Origin of the sequence: Candidatus Frankia alpina (genome assembly GCF_902806485.1) — a bacterium.
Lineage (GTDB): Bacteria > Actinomycetota > Actinomycetes > Frankiales > Frankiaceae > Frankia > Frankia alpina.
In genome coordinates this window covers 1-1,049 of the sequence record NZ_CADCWT010000500.1, presented here as the reverse complement: position 1 = coordinate 1,049, position 1,049 = coordinate 1, and the positions used below count along the sequence as shown (strand labels likewise).

The following is a 1,049-nucleotide window of genomic DNA, read 5'->3' as shown; positions in this document are numbered from 1 at the left end:
GCGCTGAGGCAGATCGGTAACGCCGCACACCTGCTCTATATCCGCCCCTGGGAATGGGACCTTCTCACCGTCGAAGAGGCTGACGCCTGCCTGGACTGGCTCGACGAATACCAGCGGCAGATCGAACGGGCGCGGAAAAACTGAATAGGGAGGTGCACGGTGGCCTCCGACACGTCTTTGATCTTCAACTTGATTGCCCGCAAGCGTGTCTCCGAGGGCCTGGCGAAGGTCCGGGAGAAGTTCGACAGCGCGGCCACCGGGATCGCCGCGGGCATAGGCGGCGCCCTGGGCTACGGAGTCGCGTCCAGCCTGGACATGGGGGCGGCGAGCGCGAAACTCGCCGCCCAGCTCGGCCTCAACACGACGGAGGCGGCGAGCGTCGGCAAGACCGCCGGAAAGGTCTATTCCGGCGGCTGGGGCGACTCGATGGATACCGTCAACGAGGCGATCCGCGGCGTCACCCTCAACATCGGCGACCTCGGCAAAGGCGCCGCGGGCGGCCTACAGGGCATGAGCAGCAAGGCCCTGATGCTCTCCCAGACCTTCGATCAGGACCTCGGCGGCGCCACGACGGCCGTCGGGCAAATGCTCCGCACCGGGCTCGCGTCCTCCGCAGATCAGGCATTCGACATCATCACCGCCGGGCTACAGGCCGGCGCGGACAAGAGCGGCGGTTTCCTAGACACCCTGAACGAATATGGTACGCAGTTCCGGAAAATGGGTATCGACGGGCAGACCGCAACCGGCCTGCTCTCCCAGGGGCTGAAAGCCGGCGCACGCGACGGCGATCTCGTCGCCGACGCCATCAAAGAATTTTCTATCCGGGCGATCGACGGCAGCACGACCACGGCGCAGGGCTTCAAGATGATCGGCCTCAACGCGTCCGATATGGCTACCCGGATCGGCAAGGGCGGATCGTCGGCGTCGTCCGCGCTCGACGAGACCCTCGACCGGCTGCGCGGCATCAAAGATCCGGTGCTGCAGTCCCAGGCCGCGGTCGCCCTGTTCGGGACACAGGCCAGGGCCGCGCGAAGGTCACTTTCCGTGCC

Annotated in this window: 1 protein-coding gene; it reads left to right on the top strand. The window is 66.3% G+C overall.

Annotated features, from left to right (window positions below; translation table 11 throughout):
- Positions 1 to 159: 159 nt before the first annotated feature.
- Positions 160 to 1,049 (top strand): phage tail tape measure protein (locus G6R25_RS24190; protein WP_205447440.1); only part of this gene is annotated, 890 nt, incomplete at its 3' end.